Origin of the sequence: Flavobacterium aquidurense (assembly GCF_002217195.1) — a bacterium.
GTDB lineage: Bacteria > Bacteroidota > Bacteroidia > Flavobacteriales > Flavobacteriaceae > Flavobacterium > Flavobacterium frigidimaris.
The window spans coordinates 1-17,324 of the sequence record NZ_MUGR01000018.1 but is presented as its reverse complement, the minus strand read 5'-3'; the positions used below and the strand labels follow the sequence as shown (position 1 = coordinate 17,324).

At 34.4% G+C, this 17,324-nt stretch carries 14 protein-coding genes; 9 read left to right on the top strand and 5 right to left on the bottom strand.

Going from position 1 to position 17,324, the window contains the following annotated elements:
- Positions 1-311 precede the first annotated feature (311 nt).
- From B0A67_RS09600 to truB, 5 genes are all read left to right on the top strand, one after another.
- Positions 312-908 (top strand): molybdopterin-dependent oxidoreductase, encoded by a 597-nt coding sequence (locus B0A67_RS09600; protein WP_072964321.1) that lies wholly within the window; start codon positions 312-314, stop codon positions 906-908.
- A 269-nt stretch (positions 909-1,177) separates the two neighbouring features.
- Positions 1,178-2,053 carry a cell division protein FtsX gene (locus B0A67_RS09595; RefSeq protein WP_072964320.1) on the top strand — a complete coding sequence of 292 codons (876 nt, stop codon included), beginning with the start codon at positions 1,178-1,180 and terminating at the stop codon, positions 2,051-2,053.
- Between the two features lie 81 nt (positions 2,054-2,134).
- Positions 2,135-2,392: a DUF3098 domain-containing protein gene (locus B0A67_RS09590; protein WP_072964401.1), complete on the top strand. Its 258-nt coding sequence runs from the start codon at positions 2,135-2,137 to the stop codon at positions 2,390-2,392.
- An 84-nt stretch (positions 2,393-2,476) separates the two neighbouring features.
- Positions 2,477-3,274 (top strand): undecaprenyl-diphosphate phosphatase, encoded by a 798-nt coding sequence (locus B0A67_RS09585; RefSeq protein ID WP_072964319.1) that lies wholly within the window; start codon positions 2,477-2,479, stop codon positions 3,272-3,274.
- Positions 3,274-3,963, top strand: coding sequence for a tRNA pseudouridine(55) synthase TruB (gene truB / locus B0A67_RS09580; RefSeq protein ID WP_072964318.1), 690 nt, complete (start codon positions 3,274-3,276; stop codon positions 3,961-3,963). The genes B0A67_RS09585 and truB overlap by 1 nt, the downstream gene beginning before the upstream one ends.
- A gap of 408 nt (positions 3,964-4,371) precedes the next feature.
- Here the strand turns inward: truB and B0A67_RS09575 are convergent, their stop codons facing one another.
- The gene (locus B0A67_RS09575) at positions 4,372-4,989 is read right to left on the bottom strand and encodes a thioredoxin family protein (RefSeq protein WP_072964317.1); all 618 of its coding nucleotides are present in this window, start codon (positions 4,987-4,989) and stop codon (positions 4,372-4,374) included.
- Between the two features lie 190 nt (positions 4,990-5,179).
- On the opposite strand from B0A67_RS09575, the gene pyrH reads away from it, so the two are divergent.
- The 3 genes from pyrH (at position 5,180) to B0A67_RS09560 (ending at position 9,222) form a co-directional block, all read left to right on the top strand.
- Positions 5,180-5,887, top strand: coding sequence for a UMP kinase (pyrH, locus tag B0A67_RS09570; RefSeq protein WP_072964316.1), 708 nt, complete (start codon positions 5,180-5,182; stop codon positions 5,885-5,887).
- Between the two features lie 161 nt (positions 5,888-6,048).
- On the top strand, positions 6,049-6,612 hold the full coding sequence (gene frr, locus B0A67_RS09565; protein WP_072964315.1) for a ribosome recycling factor: 564 nt from the start codon (positions 6,049-6,051) through the stop codon (positions 6,610-6,612).
- Positions 6,613-6,729: 117 nt separating this feature from the next.
- On the top strand, positions 6,730-9,222 hold the full coding sequence (locus B0A67_RS09560; protein WP_072964314.1) for a DUF5686 family protein: 2,493 nt from the start codon (positions 6,730-6,732) through the stop codon (positions 9,220-9,222).
- Positions 9,223-9,627: 405 nt separating this feature from the next.
- On the opposite strand, the gene B0A67_RS09550 is transcribed toward B0A67_RS09560, so the two are convergent.
- The 4 genes from B0A67_RS09550 to B0A67_RS09535 form a co-directional block, all read right to left on the bottom strand.
- Positions 9,628-11,898 carry a cation:proton antiporter gene (locus tag B0A67_RS09550; protein ID WP_072964312.1) on the bottom strand — a complete coding sequence of 757 codons (2,271 nt, stop codon included), beginning with the start codon at positions 11,896-11,898 and terminating at the stop codon, positions 9,628-9,630.
- Positions 11,899-12,471: 573 nt separating this feature from the next.
- Positions 12,472-13,191 carry a LytR/AlgR family response regulator transcription factor gene (locus B0A67_RS09545; protein WP_072964311.1) on the bottom strand — a complete coding sequence of 240 codons (720 nt, stop codon included), beginning with the start codon at positions 13,189-13,191 and terminating at the stop codon, positions 12,472-12,474.
- Complete coding sequence (locus B0A67_RS09540) at positions 13,154-13,915, bottom strand: sensor histidine kinase (RefSeq protein WP_072964310.1); 762 nt, start codon at positions 13,913-13,915, stop codon at positions 13,154-13,156. Before B0A67_RS09540 ends, B0A67_RS09545 begins: the two co-directional genes overlap by 38 nt.
- 254 nt (positions 13,916-14,169) lie before the next feature.
- The gene (locus tag B0A67_RS09535; RefSeq protein WP_072964309.1) at positions 14,170-14,499 is read right to left on the bottom strand and encodes a DMT family transporter; all 330 of its coding nucleotides are present in this window, start codon (positions 14,497-14,499) and stop codon (positions 14,170-14,172) included.
- A gap of 178 nt (positions 14,500-14,677) precedes the next feature.
- Here B0A67_RS09535 and B0A67_RS09530 point away from each other — a divergent pair, with 178 nt between their 5' ends.
- Positions 14,678-17,044: an efflux RND transporter permease subunit gene (locus tag B0A67_RS09530; RefSeq protein WP_072964308.1), complete on the top strand. Its 2,367-nt coding sequence runs from the start codon at positions 14,678-14,680 to the stop codon at positions 17,042-17,044.
- The last annotated feature ends 280 nt before the right edge of the window (positions 17,045-17,324 follow it).

Genomic DNA, 17,324 nt, shown 5'->3' with positions numbered 1-17,324 from the left:
AAGGCGCAAAGACTTTCTCACTAAATGGATTATAAGTTGGCAAATTTACATTTATTACAGATTGTACCAAAGCTATTTCGTTGACAAACAAATAAAATAACAAAATACTTATTTTTGATTACGTAATAATACTTAATTTTACATTTTAAGTACGTAATTAAAATCCTTTTTCATCCTTAAACACTAAAAAAATATTCTTAATAGCTAATAACTGATTTTTATGAAGTCGAGAAACACAGAACTTAAAAAAAAATATTTCCTTTATTCATTTTAAAGCAAACTGAATTATTATTTATACAAACCTATTTCCCATGAAAACTAAAAATTTTATTCTCGTTTTATTAATTGCATTTTCAAGCATAATGTGCAACTCTCCTAAAAAAGAAAAAGGAGATACAAAATCCGCAGAAAAAGTTTCAAAAACAGACAATGACAAACATCCGGTTCTCACTCCCACCGATAGTTTAAAATTAGTAAATCACCAAATTGAAGTAAAAGGCGATGTTGAGTTTCCGTTGCAGTTGAGTATCGACTCTTTAAAGAAAATGAAAGTTGTAACTATTGATAATTTTAAAGTAGTCTGCCAAAGCGGCGAAATTAAAAAAGCCGACAAGGTCTGTAAAGGTGTCCTTTTGAAGGATATTTTAGAAAAAGCTAAAATCAGGCAAAACGGCCATAAAGACAGAAACTTCTATATAGTAGCAAGGGCCTCAGACGATTATAAAGCAACTTTTTCCTGGGCTGAAATTTTCAACAATCCAACTGGAGAAAACACCTATGTATTATTTGAAGAAAATGGAAAACCGGTTAAAAGCGGCGAAATGATTCTAATCTGTAAAAACGATATCAAAACCGGACCAAGACATGTTTATTGGCTGAAAAGCATTGAAGTTTATAAAGTGAAATAAATTTTTAAGAAAGAAAGATTAAGCGGCTTTTTCTCCTATTAAATTTAACCTCAGAATCAAAAAGTTTTTTACCCATAAATTGGGCTGCTAAAAAATCCTAACGTTCTCTGCGGTCAAATCACTACAAAACTTTGCCCCCTTTGCGGTTAAATAAACTTTTTATTCAACATCTAATTGTACATTTATAGTACGAAAGTCAAAACTTTGAACGTTATTAACTTCAAATAAAGAAATACTTTATTATTTTTACCACATAATTTAAGCAAACTATGAGTTCTAACTTTGATAAATTTCAAAAGCGCAGGTTAATTTCCTCTTATTTTTCAGTTGTACTAAGTGTATTTCTGGTTTTATTCCTTTTAGGAGTACTGGGATTATTCATTATCAATTCTAAAAAACTGGCTAATGATTTTAAAGAAAAAATTGCCATGACGGTTTTCTTTAAAAATGAAGCTAATGATAGTGTGATAAAAGCATTCAACACCGAATTGAAAAGAGCGCCTTTCGCCAGATCTTATGCTTATGTAACGAAAGAAAAAGCCGCAAAAGAACATACCGATATTATTGGTGAAGATTTCCTGACATTTTTAGGAGAAAACCCTTTATTGAATTCCTACGACATTCACTTAAAAGCTGATTATGTAGAGAGAGACAGTATCCTGCAAATTGAAAGTCAATTGCGTAAAAACACCATGATCGAAGATATTGTCTATGACAAACAACTGGTGAATCTGGTAAATGACAACATCAAAAAAGTAAGTATGTGGATTTTGATTATCAGTGGTTTCCTTGCTGTAATCGCGGTTTTGCTAATCAACAGTTCGTTACGTTTATCCATACATTCAAACCGTTTTATTATTAAAACCATGCAAATGGTCGGCGCAACAAAATCGTTTATCCGTAAACCTTTTGTACTGCGTAGTGTAAAATTAGGAATGTTAGGTGCCGGACTGGCGATCATCGCTTTGATTGGGGTTTTATTTTATGTAGAAACCAATTTCCCCGGCTTAGGCATTCTGGAAGACAAAGCTTTAATTGGATTGGTATTATTAGCCGTTTTCGGATTAGGGGTTTTGATTACCTGGGTCAGTACACATTTTGCAACACAACGTTTCCTGAACTTAAGAACTGACGATCTTTATTAATTGCAGATTTCTGACTTTAGATTTTAGATTTTAAAAACAAAAATACCTTCGACTTCGCTTGGGGTGACAAAAAAAACAGCAATGAAAAATAATATTAAAGAAGAACAACAAATTCAAAAAAATCAAGAATTTCTTTTTGACGGGATTAACTATAAAATCCTTTTAATTGGAATTGCAGTTATTGCATTAGGCTTTATCTTAATGTCTGGCGGAGGAAGTAAAGATCCTAATATCTTTAATGAAGATGTTTTTAACTTTAGACGTATTCGCTTAGCGCCAACCACTGTTTTAATTGGTTTTGGAATCACGATTTATTCTATTTTTAAAAAATCTAAGTAGACTCCTTAGACTTCAGACATCTTAGATTATTAGATTCATCTTATCTAAGATGTCTAATATTCTAACAATCTAACAATCTAATAAATGAATACATTACAAGCTATTGTTCTTGCCATAATTGAAGGAATCACAGAGTTTTTACCTGTTTCTTCAACTGGTCACATGATTATTGCCTCTTCTTTCTTCGGAATTGCTCACGAAGATTTTACAAAACTTTTTACGATCGTTATTCAGCTTGGCGCTATACTTTCTGTCGTTGTTTTATATTTCAAACGTTTCTTTCAGACACTTGATTTTTATTTTAAACTTTTAGTTGCCTTTATTCCAGCTGTCGTTTTAGGATTATTATTAAGTGATTTTATCGACGGTTTACTAGAAAACCCGGTTACTGTTGCTGTTTCACTTTTAATAGGAGGTATCATTTTACTAAAAGTCGACGAATGGTTCAACAATCCAAACACTGCCGAAACATCTCAGGAAATTACGTATCTGCAAGCATTTAAAATAGGAATGTTTCAATGTTTGGCAATGATTCCGGGAGTTTCACGAAGCGGAGCCAGTATTGTTGGAGGTATGTCTCAAAAACTATCCAGAACAACCGCTGCTGAGTTTTCATTCTTTTTGGCTGTACCAACGATGCTAGGTGCAACAGCAAAAAAATGTTATGATTATTATAAAGCCGGATTCGAATTATCTCACGATCAGGTTAACTTATTAGTTATTGGAAATGTGGTTGCTTTTATTGTAGCCCTATTAGCCATTAAAACCTTCATTGGTTTCCTGACTAAAAACGGCTTTAAAGTTTTTGGTTATTACAGAATCATCGCCGGAATCGCTTTATTAGTGATTCACTTTTTCATTCATCCCCTTACCATCCTATAATGACGCCTGAAGATTATTTAAACGGACAAATTTTATTGATAGACAAGCCTTTAAAATGGAGTTCGTTTCAAGCTGTCAATAAATTAAAATACCTGTTGATCAATAAAGTCGGACTTCCTAAAAAGTTCAAAATTGGTCATGCCGGAACATTAGATCCTTTGGCAACGGGATTATTATTGATCTGTACCGGAAAATTTACCAAAAGAATTACGGAGTTACAAGGACAGGCAAAAGAATATACGGGAACTTTTTATATTGGAGCTACTACTCCATCGTATGATCTGGAAACAGAAATCGACGAAACTTTTCCAACTTCACATATCGACGAAGCTTTGATTCATGAAACCGTAAAGCAATTTCTAGGTGAAATCGATCAAAAACCACCTATTTTCTCCGCTATTAAAAAAGATGGCGTTCGCTTATATGAACACGCACGCGCCGGTGAGACAGTAGAAATTGCCAGCAGAAAAACAACCATTCACGAATTTGAGATTACGCGAATTGCTTTGCCGGAAATCGACTTTAGAGTCGTGTGCAGCAAAGGAACCTATATTCGTTCTCTCGCCTTTGATTTTGGAAAAGCGATGAATTCAGGTTCGCATTTAACTGCTTTACGCCGAACTAAAATTGGTGATTATGACGTAAAAAATGCTATTGACGTTACTTTATTCGAGGAAAGCTTACAGTAAAACTATTGACTCTGCAGCAATTTTAATAGAGACAAAACAAAAAAGCACATTACCAATTAAACAATAGTAATGTGCCAACTTCTAACTAAGTAGTTCTGTTACATAAATTTCGTTCTTTTGGAATTAATAATGAGATACATTTTTTCCTCCAAATAATAAACCTGAAACAAAATCATAAAATCTTTCGAATAACTTTTTCATAATAGTGTATTTTTAATTGTTAAACATTAAAGAGACACCAATAAAAAGAGTAACTAAGAAAATGATAATAGAAGTGGGATGATGTTACCAAGTTACAAAATATTTTAACTCTAAAAAAACATTTAATATAATTTTAAAACATATACCATTTATTTTCAACACATTAACCAAACAAACGAACTACACACTAATTTATTCTAATTCAGATTATAATCGGCTGTACTGAATATTTTCGACTACCTGCATGAGTTCTTCCTGTACTGACACGCCTTTATCCGCTAAGTACCACAATTGCAAATCGGTTTTGATTTTTTCGTCAAGAACACCAAATTCTTTTTTATAATTTGTTATTAATTCAGCTGCTCCTTTTGGTCTTGGTCCCCAATCAGCTCGGACAATTCCGGCTTCTTTGCAAATGATAATAACTTTAGGGATTGCTTTTCCGCCATTGGTAAGGTATTCATTCATTAATTCTTCATTCTCATCGCGCAGCACAATTCTAAGATCTATTTTTTTATGCGATGCCAAAGCCATTTTATTAATCACAGGAAGTATCTGAGCCGCATCACCACACCAGCCTTCAGAAATTACAAGCCAAATATACCGGTGCTCCAGGTTTTCGATCTTTGAGATAACTTCATCCTTAAGCTGTATCGTTTTATCTAACCTATTCATTCTGGCATCGTTTAACTTACTATAATGGGTTAAACTTTCAGATTGTTCGCTGCCGGTTGATTTTCCGTCTACTAATAAATCCGCCACTAATTTTCGATATTCCGGATACGTATGACTTTTAAATAATGCTTTAGCAATAATATTTTTCATATTTGTTTAATTTTTGAATTGCATAAAATTACAATTTTCAGGGAGACTCAAAGAATGACTTTTATCACATTCAGAAAATCCTTTAAAAAATCACTATAAATTTAAAAATAAAAGAACAAGTATTTTTTTGAAAACATTATTTTTAAAAATCAGAATATGTCTATATTTGCACAAATTAACGCAACAACACATGAAATATAAAAGAATTCTTCTAAAACTGAGCGGCGAAGCCTTGATGGGTGATTTACAATATGGAATTGACCCTAAAAGACTGGCCGAATATGCTGAAGAAATTAAGCAAATTCACAGTAAAGGAGTCGAAATTGCTATTGTTATTGGAGGAGGAAATATTTTTAGAGGCGTTGCTGGTGCAAGTGCCGGTATGGATAGAGTACAAGGTGATTATATGGGAATGCTTGCCACGGTTATAAACGGAATGGCTTTGCAAGGTGCCCTTGAGGAAAACGGAATGAAAACCCGTTTGCAAACTGCCTTAAAAATGGAATCTATTGCAGAACCATACATCAAAAGAAGAGCAGATCGCCACCTTGAAAAAGGAAGAATTGTAATTTTTGGTGCCGGAACAGGAAATCCATATTTTACAACTGATACTGCTGCCGTTTTAAGAGGTATCGAAATCAACGCAGATGTAATCTTAAAAGGAACACGTGTTGATGGTGTTTATGATTCTGATCCTGAAAAAAATGCATCAGCAGTAAAATTCGATTTTATTTCGTTTGAAGATGTTCTTAAAAAAGGATTGAATGTAATGGACACAACTGCTTTTACATTAAGCCAGGAAAATAAATTACCAATCGTTGTTTTTGATATGAACAAAATTGGAAATTTATTAAAAATCTGTGAAGGCGATAACATCGGAACTGTAGTAAATATTTAGACTACTTAGATTATTCAAATTTAGATCATTAGATTTCTCTAAATTTCAATAATCGCAAAATATTCATAAAAAACAAAAAACATATAGTTAGTATAATTAGATGATACTATTTTTAGAAATCTGAAAATCTAACCATCTGAAAATCTAAAAATCTAAAAAAAATGACTGAAGAAATAGAATTTATATTAGATAGTACTGAAGAATCAATGAATGGTTCGATTGCGCATTTAGAGAAAGAATTTCTTAACATTCGTGCAGGAAAAGCTTCTCCGGCAATGCTGGGAAGTGTTTTTGTAGATTATTACGGATCAGCAACACCACTATCGCAAGTAGCAAAAATAAGTGTTCCGGATGCCAGAACAATTACTTTACAGCCTTTCGAAAAAAACATGCTGCAAACCATTGAAAAAGCCATTATGGTGGCTAATATTGGTTTCAACCCGATGAATAATGGTGATGTGATTATCATCAGTGTTCCGCCTTTGACAGAAGAGCGTCGCAGAGACTTAGCTAAACAAGCAAAAACGGAAGCCGAAGATGCAAAAATTGGTGTACGTAATGTGCGTAAAGATGCGAATACCGATATTAAAAAATTAGAAAAAGAAGGGACTTCTGAAGACATTTGTAAATCTGCAGAAGAGCAAGTACAGAGCCTAACGAATACTTATATCAAAAAAATCGACGAATTACTGGCAGCAAAAGAAGCCGAAATTATGAAGGTATAACTGTATCGAACACAAAATAAAATCCGTTTAGTTAAATTAGTACTAAGCGGATTTTTTTATTCTTATTTTTGCATACCAAAATCACATTCTTTTCGTTTTTGAAACTATAATATCTGTATGAAGCTATTTTGTTTATTGTCTTTGTTTTTCACACTTACTATTCAGGCGCAATTTCAAATAAACGGAATTGTAACTGATTCCAACAATAAGCCGCTCCCTTTTGCTACGATAACGACGTCAGACAATATCAATACCATTACAGATGTTGACGGAAAATTCATTTTTAAACCCTCTGCAAACGCAAGCAGTTTTTCAGTTTCCTACATTGGCTTTCAAACCAAAATTATTGCCATTACAGACAAAAGATATTATCTGATTCCGCTTTCTCAAAAAACAGATGATTTAAAAGAAGTCGTTATTTCTAATGAAAATCCTGCTTTAACGATTATAAAAAAAGTAATCGAAAATAAAAACAAAAACAATCCGCAAAAAAAGCTCAGTACTTTCGAATACAAAAGCTACAATAAACTTATCGTTACCGCGAATCCGGATTCTATCGATGGCAGAATCGATTCTACAGCAGCGTATAAAGATTTCAATAAAAAACGCATTAATATCGATTCCTCTGATTATAAATTCAAAGAAATAATCAGTAAACAGCATTTATTTCAAACCGAAAAAGTATCCCAATATCAGTTTGGCAACAACAAGCTCAAAGAAACTATTTTAGGGACTAAAATGGCGGGATTCAAAAATCCGATCTATGAAGTTATCGCTTTCAATTTGCAGTCGATATCTATTTATGACAACAAATACGAACTATTTGAAACTAAATATGAAAACCCGATTTCGAATAGTGCTCCGGCAAATTACAATTATAAAATACTCGATACTGTAAACATAAAAGGCCGTGAAACTTATATGATTTACTTTAAAAACAAGCACAAAAGAAAATCGTCAGGCTTAGAAGGTGTCTTATATATCGATCAGGAAAATTTTGCCATAGCCAAAGCCGTAATGCGCATAAAAGGCGTTTTGGATATTAGTGGAATTCACGAATTTGAATACGTACCAAGCGAAAAAATATGGTTCCAGAGCAATACAACATTCAAAATTGTAAAGGGAAAAAACGACGATGACATTAAAATTCTGGGCGGAACAATTCAGTTTGACGGAGACGTGGAAGACAACTTTGAACCCAGAAAAAAATCAGCTTCTGACTTTACTTATCTACTTTCAGAAAGTGATAATTTCGACATTCACTACAACACCACTACTCCTATAAAAAACCCGGCGCTTTATATGGAGATCAAAGAGGACGCCAGTAAAAAGCCGGAAGAATTCTGGAATGAATACCGAAAAGAAAGCCTGGACTTAAAAGGCCAGAAAACATATCAATTGATAGACAGCCTTTCTATCAAAAAAAGAATTGAAAGCCGTTTAGGATTTGGCCGCAAAATAATCAATGGCTATATCCCGATTGGACCTGTTGACCTTGATCTTAAAAAAATTATCAGCTACAATAACTACGAAGGCTTTCGACTGGGGCTTGGCGGAATCACAAACGATCGTTTTTCTAAAAATTTCAGAATCGAGGGATATTCTGCTTACGGAACAAAAGATGGCGAAGTAAAATACAGTTTAGGGACGGGAGTTCTACTGGATAAAAGCAGCAATACCTGGGTAAATGCCTATTATACAGATGACGTTCGCGAGATTGCAAGTACTGTTTTTGCAGTTGACAAACGTGTTTTTAAAATTTATGATCCGCGTCCTATCAATATTAGCACGTTTTATAAATATGTGAGCTGGAAAGCGAATGTCCAGACCAAAATTATTCCAAAAACCGAAGCCGTCTTTGAACTCGCCAGAACTTACGTTGCGCCTCAATTTGATTATCTCTTTAATTACGGCGGAAAATTATATTCTGATTATGTTATGACAACCGCAATGGTTTCGATTGTCTGGGCGCCGTTTAGCGATTTTATGCAAACGCCAACCGGAAGAAATGAAACGGACAAAAGATTTCCAAGATTTACTTTTCAGTACACACAATCACTGCCTAATGTTTTAGAAAATGATTTTACTTTTGGTAAAATCGATTTCAAAACCGAGTATGAAAAGAAATATTTAAACGGTCAGAAAACGAGTTTATTATTACAGGGAGGATATGCCATGGGCGATGTACCGCTTACGCATCTTTACAACACGATGCCAAATAACTTAACCAAAGAAACCGTTGTTCAGCGTATTACTTTTGCCGGCAGAAATAGTTTTGAAACCATGTATTTTAATGAGTTTTTCTCCAGCCAATATATCTTTTTTCAGATCAAACATGGTTTTGACCGAATCAGAATACTCAAAAAAGTCCGTCCATCATTGGTATTAGTAACCAGAATGGCTTGGGGAAACATGAAAAATCCCGAGCAGCATGTGGGGCCAACGTATAAAACTCTTGACAGAGGTTTCTTTGAATCCGGAATCGAACTCAACAAAATTTATAAAGGTTTCGGTCTTGGAGGATTCTATCGTTACGGACCAAATCAGCTGTTGAAATTCGAAGACAATATTGCCGTTAAGATTTCTTATGTACTTGATTTGGGGTTATAAATTAAATTCCATAAATTTTAAAATTCCAATTAAATCAATGTTTGTCACTCTTAGCGAAGTCGAAGAGTCAGGAGCTATTTCCTGCTATCCGTTTCAATCTTTTGTGTCCGCGGCGGCGGACACAAAAGGATTTCCCACTTCTATCAGGGCTAGGGCATTCGTTTTCACAAGAAAAAATAATGCAACAAAAAAAATCCGTGTAAATCCGCGTTTTCGATTTAGCGAATCCGTGTCATCCGCGTGCCATCCCGCAATCCAATGACAATGCTTTACATCAAAAAACTTTGACAAAGTTTCCACAAACTATTCGTCACGTCAGCAAAGAAAACCACAACAAAAAAAATCCCAAACCCCAATCATAAAATTGGAATTTGGAATTTAAAAATATTGAAATTTAAAAAACTCTTATGGTTTCAAAATCAAAACCGAAGGCGTATTATTCAACCATGTACTTTGAGATTCTATCAGTTTTTTCCAGCTGTCCAGACTAATAATCATCAAACTTTGATTTTCAAGAAACTCTTTCTTAATTGTTCTGTCGTGCATAATCATGATATGGTTGGGTGCAATTTGCTCGATCGAACGAATCGTTTCCTGAATATCTCTGGTATTCTTTACTTCGCCGCTTGCATCCAGAACCGTGATTTGAGAACCATTATTATTGATTAATTTCTTCGCGTATTCTATTAAAAAAGAATCTTCTTTACTAAAAATTGGCATAAAAACCTGATTCACTTCTTCTAAATCCTTATCAATAAAAATCCCAACAGGCATCTTACTTTTTAAAATAATATGACGTGTCCTTTCATCAAAAGGAGAATTCTCGAACAAACCTTCTTTTCCGGTAAACTTATCGATCAAACGATCCGGATTTACGATTCGGGTTGTAAAACCAAGAATCTTCCCAAGTAAAGTTCCGTCAAAAATAGACTGTCCCAAACCAACTAACAATAAATCGTAGTCGCCCTGGTTTGCCGTATCTATAATATCAGTATCGATATCGTTTGTTACCTTAAAAACACTTACCATGTTTTGATTCAGACGTTCTGACTCTTCTATCACAGGAACTAACATTTTGCGTTCATGATCTTTTATATCAAACGAATGAATCTCTGTACTTAATGACAAATGCATTGCTGTTACAATCGAATTATCTCCTTGTTTCTTAACCAGACTATTGGCCAGTTTCAGTAATTTTTTACCTCTTTCAGGAGTTGCGAACGAAAGCAGAATCTTGTATTTGCTTTTATTGCCAATTTCCTGTGGAACCGCCGGTATTTTATCTTTAAAAATAAAACCTATAAAATCTAATGCCGGACCAGTCATAAACGTTGTCACTAAAGCCATAATGACCATCATGGTAAAAATTTCCGTAGAAAGAACTCCCAGATCATAACCAATATTCAACACCACCAGCTCCATTAAACCACGCGTATTCATTAATGCTCCAATGGCTAAACTGTCTTTCCAGCTTTGCCCCACAAATTTAGCAGCAAAAGCACTACCTAAGAATTTCCCGGCTACTGCAACAGCAATAATTACAGCAGTAACTTTCCATAAATAAGGATCGTTTAACAATCCTATTTGTGTACGCAAACCTGTAAATACAAAGAATAAAGGCAGTAAAACAATGATAGCAACATCTTCTACCTTCTCAATAAAAATATTTCTGAATTTGTTGTTTTCTGGCATAATTGCTCCCGCCAAGAAAGCGCCAAATAAAGCATGAATTCCGATTAATTCTGAAGCATACGAAGAGAACAGAAGTGTAATAAAGAAAATAGCAACAACAGGTTTATTCAGACTCTCTCGGGTTGAATTTAGATCTCCAACACGTTTCAGGAACGGACGAACTATTTTCAGCATGACAATTACATACAAAATAGCCAGACCAATTACATATAAAGAACTTGTAAACGAACCTGCTTTTACAATTGCAATTACAACTGCCAAAATACACCAGGCCGTAATATCATCTGCCGCAGCACAAGTTATGGCAATGGTTCCTAATTTTGTTTTTTGCATGCCTCGCTCCTGCACGATTCTGGCTAACACCGGAAATGCCGTAATACTCATGGCGATTCCCATAAACAAACCAAATGATGCAAACTCAACTCCAACCGGAGCAAAAGTATGGTAGATAAAATAAGCTAATGACAGACCCAGGGCAAAAGGGATAACAATACTTGCGTGACTTATAACTACTGCATCGTGTGCTTTATTTTTTAATACTTTCAAATCCAGTTCCATCCCGATAACGAACATAAAAAGAATCAAACCAATCTGACTTAAAAATTGCAGATTTCCCAAAGATTCTTTTGGAAATAATGCGGCTGAGAATTCAGGAAAATACATTCCCACCAAAGAGGGACCTAAAACAATACCAGCAATCATTTCTCCAATTACAGATGGCTGTCCGATTTTTCTAAAAACCCATCCAAACAAACGTGCCACTAAAATAATAGTAACGATCTGCGCCAATAAAATAGCAAGAGGATGTTGCAGATTCTCGACCATCGAATGAAGAAAATCATTCCAATGATTACTTTCGATTTGCTTGTGTACGATTCCGCGACCCACTTCGAGTGCGGCACCTTTTGAAATTACCCAATATATCAGAGCAGTAAAACCACCAATAACAGTAACGTAAAATAAGGAGTTTTTTATGTTATTCATAACTCATTTTTTTTGATTTTAATGGTGCAAATATCAGAAGCGAGAATTAAGTGAAAAAGAAATTTTAAACCTAATTTTCAATGTATGTAACAAGTCGGAAAAACTTTGTAATAAGTTATAATAATTGGCAATAAACCACTGTCATTCTGAATAAAACAGAGGGTATTTATCGTAAAAAGAGGCTTCGACTCCGCTCAGCCGGACAAAAATCTTAATTCATATCATTTCTCAAAAAATGACTGTCACCCTGAGCGAAAACGAAGGCTTGACTAGATAAAACCGACTTCTAACGAAAGCTTCATTACACTAAAGGGCTTCGACTCTGTACAGCCAGACAAACCTTAATTCATATCATTTCTCAAAAAATAACTGTCACCCTGAGCGAAGTCGAAGGCTTGACTAGATAAAACCGACTTCTAACGAAAGCTTGATTATACTAAAGGGCTTCGACTCCGCTCAGCCGGACAAACCTTAATTCATATCATTTCTCAAAAAATGACTGTCAACCTGAGCGAAGTCGAAGGCTCAATCACAATAATGGCTTCGACTCCGCTCAGCCTAACATATAATATTTTATAACTTCACCTTTTTCAAAAAGTCAGAACGATATGTTTCACTTAAAATCAAAGTGCTGTTTTTGTCATTTTTCTCTAAATGGTGCAGGACAATTTCGTTATGATTAAAAAACTTAATTGCTTTTACCGCCACAATTTCTTTTTTGTTTACGCGGCAAAAATCCGGATCGGGCAATTCGTTTAAAAGAGTATCGAATTTTACATTTTTCAGGTTCAGAAAACTTCCATCAACAAGTAAAACTGTTTTATCACGGCTGTCACTCACTGCCGTTTTGATATATTGAATCTGATTAAAATATAGTAAGGTCTTACCTTTATCCGTATTCAGCTGAATGAATTTTTTGGCCGCATCCGGTTTATGAAAACGTTCAAAAGCTTTTGAGATTGCTTTTTGCAAACGCTCCAGTTTCACTGGTTTTGTTATATAATCTACTGCATCAATATTAAAAGCATCAGCAGCATAATCCTTATACGCCGTACAGAAAATCACCAATTTATTGTCCAGCATTTCGGCCAGATGCAAACCATCAATTCCGGGCATTTCGATATCTGATATCAACAAATCAAAATCAAGATTCGGAATATCGGCAAGGAGTTTCTCAGGATTATTAAACGTTTTTACAATTTCAACTTCGGGAATTTGTTCGCAAAGCATTTTCAGGTACGTTAATCCCGGTAACTCATCGTCCAGCAGCAAGCATTTCAGTTTTGTATTCAAGTAAATCTATTTTAAGATGAGCAATATAAACGTCATTTTCAACAAACTTATCAAGTTTGAAGTTATTCTTATAAATAATACGCAAACGGTGTTCTAAAGTCGTATGACCAAAACCACTGCGCTCTTTCTTCAACACTTTTTTATCGGAGATTTTATTCGAAACCGTCATAAAAAAAGCATTGTCCTTAAACTCAAAAACAACCGAAATAAAAGCATCCGCACTTTGCAGATCAGCATGTTTAAAAGCATTTTCGATTAAATCGATCGAGATCAACGGCGCTAATAATGGCTGATCGTATAATTTATCTTCTTTATTGATATTGGTTTTGATCTTCAATTCAAAAAGCGGACTGATCTTGATTTTATTGATTTCGATTAAATTCAAAGCAAAATCAATTTCTTCTTTTGCCGTGACAAATTTCTTTTTGCTTTCGTACAGAATATAATCCAGAACGTTGGCGAGTTTATCTAATGCAAAATAGGTTTGGTACGCATGTGACTGAATCGAATTCAGTATATTCTTAAACAAATGCGGATTCAGTTTTGACTCTAACGTTTCTAACTGTAAATCGTTCACTTTCATTTCGAGTGCATAAAAACTCTTTTCGGCATTATCTTTTGCTTTTTTAAATTGAGTCAACTGATAGATCAAAAAGCAAATTAGAACGATAAGCACTAAAAGAATCGCTAGAAATATAAAAGTGATGGTGTTGTTTTCTTGCATAGTTATGTAAAATTACAAAGTTTTTTGCCCACAGATTTTACGGACCAAACGGGTTTAAACGGATTATAATTATCTGCCTAAATCTGCATGTATTCTTTTGCCACAGATTAAAATGATTAAAAAGATTTTTTTCTAATAATTGACAAAAATTTAATCTGTGAAAATCTGTGCAATCTGTGGCATATTTTTCCCAAGAGCTTTTATCAAATAATCTGCGTTAACCCGTTTGAGCAAAATCCGTGGGCCAATATTTCTTAATGACTAGAAACGAACTTCAACCCAATGATTGAAGCAATTAAAGTCGAAAGAAAAAATATTCTCCAGAAAGTTGCCGGTTCTTTAAAAACCAAAATCCCGACTAAAACGGTTCCAACCGCTCCAATTCCTGTCCAAACAGCATATGCGGTTCCTATTGGTAAAACTTGCGTGGCTTTATACAGCAATAACATACTAATCGAAAGACAAACAAAAAAGCCAGCCATCCAATATGTTGAGATCATTCCTGTCGTTTCTTTGGCTTTGCCCAGACAAGATGCAAATCCAACTTCAAAAAGTCCTGCAATTACTAATAAAATCCAATTCATATTCTTTTCGTTTTTAAATTAAGTACAAATATGAGAAAAGCTAACGTAGAATTGCGCAAAACGGCCAAATTTTCCTAAATAACAGAGTATCATTTATGTTAACAAACAGTAAAAACAGAACTGATTATTTATGATATAGAGCACTTTTCACTACATTTGCATCCATTTTAAAGATTTTATGAAAAACGCAGTACAAGTTGGATTTTGGGAAAAACTAGCCCGAATCATACTTAAGAACAGAATAGTAATACTAGTAATCCTATCTGTTTTAACGATTTTCCTTGGCTACCAATGGAAAAACCTTTCTATGACTTATACTGAAGCCAATTTGCTTCCTAAAGATCATATCGTAAATAAACAATACCAACAGTTTCTGGATAAATTTGGTGAGGAAGGAAATTTAGTGGTAATTGGGTTTCAGGATCCAAAATTCTTTACACCTAAAAATTATGCTGCCTGGAATGAATTAATGACGGGTTTAAAAAACTCTAAAGAGGTCGATTTGGTCGTTTCCTTAAACGATTTAAAGAAACTGGAAAAAGATACTGTCAACGAAAAATTTGTTCTGACTCCGTTTATCGATCAACAAAAAGCACTTGATCCTGAATACTTAAAAAAGGTACAATATGATTTGTTTCACAATTTACCTTTTTACGAAGGATTATTGTTTAACAAACAAAGTGGTAGTATTCGTTCGGCAATTTACATCAACAAAGCGCTTGTAAACACACCGGAAAGAAAGACTTTTATTCTTGAAAACCTGGTTCCGAAAATCGATAAATTCGAAAAAACTACAGGAGTTGACTTGAAAGTTTCTGGAATGCCGTACATCAGAACGATTAATGCGGATAATATGAAAGGTGAAATCGGGCTTTTTATTGGCGCGGCTTTATTCACGGTTTCCTTGATTTTCTTTTTCTTTTTCCGTTCGTTCAGAGCGACTTTTATTTCGATTTGCATCTTAATAATTGGGGTAATCTGGTCTTTCGGGACGCTTGGTTTATTTCATTATAAAATCACGATTCTAACAGCTATTATTCCGCCATTAATTATCGTAATCGGAATCACAAACTGTATTTTCCTGATCAATAAATACCAGCAGGAAATCAAATTACACAACAATCAGGCAAAAGCATTACAGCGTATTATTTCCAAAATTGGGGTTTCGACTTTGATGACGAATTTAACTACGGCGATAGGTTTTGCTACTTTCATGATTACAGGGAATGATTTACTTTTTGAATTTGGACTGGTGACTTCGATCAATGTGATTTCCGTTTATTTACTAACGCTTTTAATTGTGCCAATTGTGTACAGTTTCATGTCGATTCCGGGAGAAAGACATTTGTATCACTTAAACAAAACCTATATTTCGACTTTATTGAATTTTGTTGAAAATGTGGTAAAAAACAAACGAAAAGTAATTTATACTATTTATGGTTTGCTTTTGGTTTTTAGTGTAATTGGAGTTGCACAAATGAAAGTTTCCGGAAGTTTGATTGGTGAAATGCCAAAAAGCGCTTCATTCTATAAAGACATTTTATTTTACGAAAAAGAATTCAACGGCGTTATGCCTCTTGAAATAATGATTAACACCAAACATAAAAAAGGTGTTATGAAATTATCGACGATGAAAAAAATGGACGAATTGCAAAACACGATTGCCGAACTTCCTGAATTGTCAAAACCGGTTTCTATAGTGAATTTGGTGAAGTATTCGAAACAGGCTTTCTATAACGGAAATCCGGAATATTACCAATTGCCCACTTCGCAGGAACAGACATTTATTTTATCGTATGCTAAAAATGCAACAAAAAACAGCAAAGACAATCTGATGAAATCGTATGTAGATTCGACTGGACAATACGCCCGAATCACGACTTTCATGAAAGATATTGGAACTCAGGAAATGGCAAAAGTTGAGAAAAAATTACGCTCAAAAATTGCTGAAATTTTTCCTGCAGACCGTTATGAAGTGACTCTGACCGGAAAAGCATTGGTTTTCCAGAAAGGAACATCGTATTTGGTCGACAACTTAATCGAATCGTTGATTTTTGCGATTTTAGTAATTGCAGGATTAATGTTGTACTTATTCCGATCTTTCAAAATGGTAATGGCGTCTGTGATTACAAATATTTTACCGCTTTGCATTACATCCGGATTAATGGGTTATTTCGGGATTCCGCTTAAACCTTCTACGATTTTGGTATTCAGTATAGCGTTCGGTATTTCGGTTGATAATGCGATTCAGTTTATGGCGAAATACAAACATGATTTAATTCAGAGCAACGGAAAAGTCAAAAAATCTGTTTTCAGTGCTTTGAGAGAAACAGGAATCAGTACTTTTTATACTTCGGTAGTTTTAATTTTAGGTTTTGCTACTTTCACGCTTTCTAGTTTCAGCGGAACAATCGCTCTTGGCGGATTAATTTCATGCACATTAGCGTTTGCAATGTTTGCCAATTTATTGGTTTTACCGGCTTTAGTTTTGACTTTTGAAAAGAAGAAAGCTAAGAAAGAGGATTTGGAGGGATTAGAGAATTAGATTTCTTTTCGCCACGAATTCACGAATTAAACATATCATCTTTGTCAATGTTTAAAACTTTGACAAAGTTTTTACACACAATCTTGTCATTCCGAGGAACGAGGAAACCCCATGAGAAGCTCGCCAAAGATTGACGATTTTGATTGTAGAGTTACTTGCGGGGATTCCTCGTTCCTCGGAATGACAAAAAAAAGTGAGATACGAAAATTATAAAGCAGCAGTTACGCACTTTTGAAAACGATTGCCCTAGCCCCGATAGCAGCCTACCGTCTGGACACAA